Here is a 4,871-nt window from a genome sequence, read left to right on the forward strand (position 1 = left end):
GGCCACGACGCGGCGCAGTGCGGCCATCCCCGCTGCTGTGGCATTGGGAAGGTCCAGCTCGGCGGTGTGCACCCGGTACCGTTCGTCGCCGGAGGACGCCTCCGACTGGAGGGCGGCACCGTGGGCGGTGAGGATGGAACGCAGCTGCTCCAGCCCGTCAGGGGTCATATTCTGGCCATAGCTGACCGCAGTCACGTTCGAAGTCATGCCTGCAATCTTATCGAGCGGCCGCGGGCTCCCTTGAATTCATTGCGGGTTCCCGGATGTGGGCCGTATCACCGCCGCTGGACGGGGGTTCCGGTGGCTTCATGCCGGTTATCAGTCAGCCTCCCTTTTGTCCTAGTGTCTACTCCTATGAGTGATGTTCTGGAATTGGCTTCCGTCAGCGTTGTCCGAGGCAAAAAGACCCTGCTGGACAAGGTTGACTGGGAAGTCAATGAAGGCGAACGCTGGGTCATCCTGGGCCCGAACGGTGCCGGCAAAACCACCCTCCTGCAGATCGCGGCAGCCCGCCTCCACCCCAGCAGCGGCACAGCGGGGATCCTGGATGAAACCCTGGGACGGGTAGACGTCTTTGAACTGCGCCCCCGCATCGGCTTGTCCTCGGCCGCCCTCGCCACCCAGATCCCGGAACACGAAAACGTCCTCAACGTTGTGGTCACCGCCGCTTACGGCGTCACGGGACGCTGGCGGGAAGGCTACGAGCGCGACGACGAGCGCCGCGCCTTCCGACTGCTCAACGACTGGGGGATGGGTCCGCTGCTGAACCGCACCTTCGCCACCCTCTCCGAGGGTGAACGCAAGCGCGTCCAGATCGCCCGCGCCCTCATGACGGATCCCGAGCTGCTGCTGCTGGACGAGCCCGCCGCCGGGCTCGACCTCGGCGGACGTGAGGAGCTCGTCCACAAGCTGGGTGAGCTCGCCAGTGACGAGGCCGCCCCCGCCATGGTCCTGGTCACCCACCACCTGGAAGAAGTCCCGCCCGGTTTCACGCACGCCATGCTGCTGCGCGAGGGCGCCGTGGTAGCGGCCGGCCCGATCGGTGACGTCCTCACCGACGAGCACCTCAGCACCACCTTCGGCCTGGAGCTGGACGTAACGGAAAACGCGGGCCGCTACTCCGCCACCGCCCGCCGCTAAGGCAGGGCCAGCGCCAGCAGTGGAGATCCTTAGCAGCATCCTGGTCTTTTTCGCGGGCCTTTGGGCCGGGACCATCAACGCGGTGGTCGGTTCAGGCACCCTGGTGACCTTTCCCGTACTCATCGCCCTCGGCGTGACACCCGTGGTGGCGTCCATGAGCAATGCCATGGGCCTGGTGGCAGGCAATGCATCGGGCGCCTGGGGTTACCGCCGGGAACTGGTTGGCCGGGGCCGGCAGCTGATGAAGCTGCTCCCGGCGTCGCTCCTGGGCGGAATCTCCGGCGCCTGGCTGCTGCTGCACCTGCCCGAGGAGGTCTTCCACTACGTTGCGCCGGTCCTGCTGGTCCTCGCCCTCCTGATGGTGCTGTTCCAGCCGCGGCTGCAGTCCTGGGTGCGCACCCGCGAGGAGAACCCGGAACATGCGGTCCGGGACCGCAGCCACGGCGTCCTCCTGGTGGTGCTGGTCTATCTCGCCGGTGTCTACGGCGGCTACTTCGTGGCCGCCCAGGGCATCCTGCTGGTTGGCATCCTTGGTGTTTTCCTCAGCGGGACCATGCAGAACGCCAACGCGATGAAGAACATCCTGGTGCTCGGCGTCAACCTGGTGGCGGCCGTGTCCTACCTGCTGTTCGCGTTCGACCGGATCAACTGGCTGGTGGTCCTGTTGATCGCCGTGAGTTCCACCATTGGCGGCCTGGTCGGCTCGCGGGTGGGTCGGAAACTTTCCCCGCGCGTGCTTCGCGGCGTCATCTTTACCCTGGGCATCGTCGCCCTGGGATTCATGATCGCCAATCTGCTGAAATAATCACCCGGTGACAATCCACTACCTCGAATCCGCGGACGATCCGCGGGTTGCGGACTATACCCAGCTGACGGACGTCCACCTGCGCAAGCTCCGCGAACCCGCCGAAGGCATGTACATTGCCGAATCGTCCCGGGTCCTGCGGCGGGCCCTCGCCGCCGGACACCGGCCCCGCTCGTTCTTCCTGGCCGAGAAATGGCTTGCGGACCTGCAGGACGTCCTGGACGCGTACCCCGATGTGCCGGCGTTCGTGGGGAAGGCGTCCCTGCTGGAGGAGATCACCGGCTTCCACCTCCACCGCGGCGCCATGGCGGCGATGCACCGTCCGGTTCCCGTGCCGCTGGCGGAGCTCCTGGCCAGAGCCCGACGGGTGGCGGTGCTCGAGGACATCGTGGACCACACGAACGTTGGCGCCATCTTCCGCTCCGCCGCCGCCCTCGACATCGACGCCGTCCTCGTGTCGCCCCGCTGCGGCGACCCCCTGTACCGGCGCAGTGTGCGGGTCAGCATGGGCACCGTGTTCCAGGTGCCGTGGGCGCGGCTGGACGCCTGGCCGGACGACCTGAATATCCTCAAGGAACACGGGTTTACCGTCGCCGCCCTGGAACTCACGGACGACGCGCAGGACGTCGACGCCGTCGCGTCCCGCAACCCGGAGAAGTTGGCCCTGGTGCTGGGCACCGAAGGCGCCGGCATGAGCGCCGGGACGCTTGCCGCCGTCGACCTCGCCGTCAAGATCCCCATGCGCAATGGCGTGGACTCACTCAATGTGGCCGCCGCATCGGCAGTGGCGTTCTGGGAGCTCCGTGCCCGGGACTAAGGCGCCGGGAGCCCCGGTTCGTCAGGCAGGCCGCCGTCCGGTATGATTGACAGCTGGTTGTCCTGCTGTTCCGGCTTCGGCCACGGCACCGGCAGCCATCCCATTCATACCTGGCAACTGGCAAAATCCAGTTGCGCGAACAAAGGTCCCATTATGAAGTCTGATATCCACCCGAAGTACGAAGCTGTTGTTTTCAACGACCTGGCTTCCGGCGTCAAGTTCCTGACCAAGTCCACCGTGTCCTCCTCCAAGACCATCGAGTGGGAAGACGGCAACACCTACCCGGTCATCGACGTCGAAATCTCCTCCGAGTCCCACCCGTTCTACACGGGCAAGCAGCGCATCATGGACTCCGCAGGCCGCGTCGAGCGCTTCAACGCTCGCTTCAAGGGCTTCGGCGGCAAGAAGTAATTTCTTCCCCAAGCTTCACGCAAAGCCCGTACCGGCAACGGTGCGGGCTTTTGGCGTTTTAAGCGGCGAACCGCCGGGTGAGGCAGGATGGAAGCCATGACGCACCTTCCTCCCGGCACCAGCCAATCCTTCTCCGACCGCCTGCACGGCGAATACAAGGTGCCGGGCGGCAAACTGGTCGTCGCTGACCTGGCCGTGGCCGGCGGAGTGCTCACGGACGTCTCGATCAGCGGGGACTTCTTCCTGGAACCGGACGAGGCGCTGCTGGACATCAACCGCGCCCTCACCGGCCTGCCGGAGACAACCCCGGCCGCGGACCTGGCGGCCGCCGTGGCAGCGTCCCTGCCGGCGGACGCTGTCCTGTTCGGCTTCACCGCCGACGCCGTGGCCGTCACCGTCCGCCGCGCACTGGCCAAAGCCTCGTCCTGGACCGACCACCACTGGAACATCATCGGCCCGTCCGTGCTGCCCACGGAAATCAACGTCGCCCTGGACGAGGTCCTGACCGGCGAGGTGGGCGCCGGCCGCAGGAACCCCACCCTACGCTTCTGGGACTGGCAGGAACCGTCCGTGGTGATCGGCAGCTTCCAGTCGGTCCGGAATGAAGTGGACCCGGAGGGCGTGGCGAAGCACGGCATCAAGGTGGTCCGGCGCATCAGCGGCGGGGGAGCGATGTTCATGGAGGCCGGCAACTGCATCACCTACTCGCTGTACGTGCCGCAAACCCTGGTTGACGGCCTCAGCTTCGCCGACTCCTATCCGTTCCTCGACGCGTGGGTGATGGCAGCGCTCGAGAAACTCGGCATCACCGCCTTCTACGTGCCGCTCAACGACATCGCGACGGAGCAGGGGAAGATCGGCGGTGCGGCGCAGAAGAGGCTGGCCAACGGCGGCATGCTGCACCACGTCACCATGAGCTACGACATCGACGCCGACAAGATGGTCGAAGTCCTGCGGATCGGCAAAGAGAAGCTCTCGGATAAGGGAACACGGAGCGCGAAGAAGCGGGTGGATCCGCTCCGCCGGCAGACCGGCTTGCCGCGTACCGGCATCATCGAGGCCATGATGGACGTGTTCAGCGAGCGCTACGGGGCCACCCCCTCAGAGCTGACCGACGCCGAACTCGCGGCCGCCCGGGAACGGGTGGCGGCAAAGTTCGGCACCGGCGAGTGGTTGCACCGGGTTCCCTGATCCCGGCAGCGCACTGACGGGCCGGCTGGCTGCGCACCGACAGCCGCACCGCATCGAACTCCGGGGTCAGTGCGCAGGGGCGCCCGCGGTGGATGAGTTGACGAGGGCGGCCTGGGCCTTGAGCGCGCGGAGCAGGTGGTCGCGCTGCTCCACGACGATCCGGCGCAGGGCGCGCGGCGCGTCGGGGTTGGCCTCCAGCCAGGCATCCGTCCGGCGCAGCACTGGGTGCCCGGCCGGCTCCATGCCTGGCCCCAGGTCCTGGTCCAGCGGGAACAGGCCCCGGACGATCCGGCTGGCGATCTCGATGCTTCGTTGCTCCCAGACGTCGCGCAGGCACCCGAAGTACGGCTCCACGTAGGGTTCCAGAAGTTCTCCCGGGGCGGTGGTGAACCCGCTGATGGTGGCGGTGAGCAACTGGTTGGACAGCCCGGTGCCGTGCACGGCTTCCTGCCAGGCGGCGTCCTTGACCGCCGGGTCCGGGCGCGCGGCCGCGGCTGTGGCGTGCCC

The 4,871-nt window shown here is 67.0% G+C and carries 6 protein-coding genes and 1 pseudogene; 5 read left to right on the forward strand and 2 right to left on the reverse strand.

Features of this window, described 5'->3' with window-relative positions; genetic code table 11:
- Positions 1 to 207, reverse strand: a pseudogene (locus ACYQ1Z_RS15530) (phosphoserine phosphatase SerB); the annotation flags it as partial.
- 147 nt (positions 208 to 354) lie between these two features.
- Here ACYQ1Z_RS15530 and ACYQ1Z_RS15535 point away from each other — a divergent pair.
- From ACYQ1Z_RS15535 to ACYQ1Z_RS15555, 5 genes are all read left to right on the forward strand, one after another.
- On the forward strand, positions 355 to 1,140 hold the full coding sequence (locus tag ACYQ1Z_RS15535; protein WP_459793448.1) for an ABC transporter ATP-binding protein: 786 nt from the start codon (positions 355 to 357) through the stop codon (positions 1,138 to 1,140).
- Positions 1,141 to 1,159: 19 nt separating this feature from the next.
- On the forward strand, positions 1,160 to 1,945 hold the full coding sequence (locus ACYQ1Z_RS15540; protein ID WP_459793449.1) for a sulfite exporter TauE/SafE family protein: 786 nt from the start codon (positions 1,160 to 1,162) through the stop codon (positions 1,943 to 1,945).
- A 7-nt stretch (positions 1,946 to 1,952) separates the two neighbouring features.
- Complete coding sequence (locus tag ACYQ1Z_RS15545; protein WP_459793450.1) at positions 1,953 to 2,762, forward strand: TrmH family RNA methyltransferase; 810 nt, start codon at positions 1,953 to 1,955, stop codon at positions 2,760 to 2,762.
- Between the two features lie 153 nt (positions 2,763 to 2,915).
- Positions 2,916 to 3,173, forward strand: a complete 258-nt coding sequence (locus ACYQ1Z_RS15550; RefSeq protein ID WP_009358283.1) for a type B 50S ribosomal protein L31 — start codon at positions 2,916 to 2,918, stop codon at positions 3,171 to 3,173.
- Between the two features lie 96 nt (positions 3,174 to 3,269).
- Entirely contained in the window at positions 3,270 to 4,364 is a 1,095-nt protein-coding gene (locus tag ACYQ1Z_RS15555) for a lipoate--protein ligase family protein (RefSeq protein WP_459793451.1), read from the forward strand.
- A gap of 66 nt (positions 4,365 to 4,430) precedes the next feature.
- On the opposite strand, the gene ACYQ1Z_RS15560 is transcribed toward ACYQ1Z_RS15555, so the two are convergent.
- Positions 4,431 to 4,871 (reverse strand): ERAP1-like C-terminal domain-containing protein (locus tag ACYQ1Z_RS15560; protein ID WP_459793452.1); only part of this gene is annotated, 441 nt, incomplete at its 5' end.

Source organism: Arthrobacter sp. AD-310 (genome assembly GCF_054656615.1).

What these genes read in the sequence shown, in the direction of transcription:
- ACYQ1Z_RS15535 (WP_459793448.1), top strand. Translation starts at nt 355, where the DNA reads ATGAGTGATGTTCTGGAATTGGCTTCCGTCAGCGTTGTCCGAGGCAAA.
- ACYQ1Z_RS15550 (WP_009358283.1), top strand. Translation starts at nt 2,916, where the DNA reads ATGAAGTCTGATATCCACCCGAAGTACGAAGCTGTTGTTTTCAACGAC.
- ACYQ1Z_RS15555 (WP_459793451.1), top strand. Translation starts at nt 3,270, where the DNA reads ATGACGCACCTTCCTCCCGGCACCAGCCAATCCTTCTCCGACCGCCTG.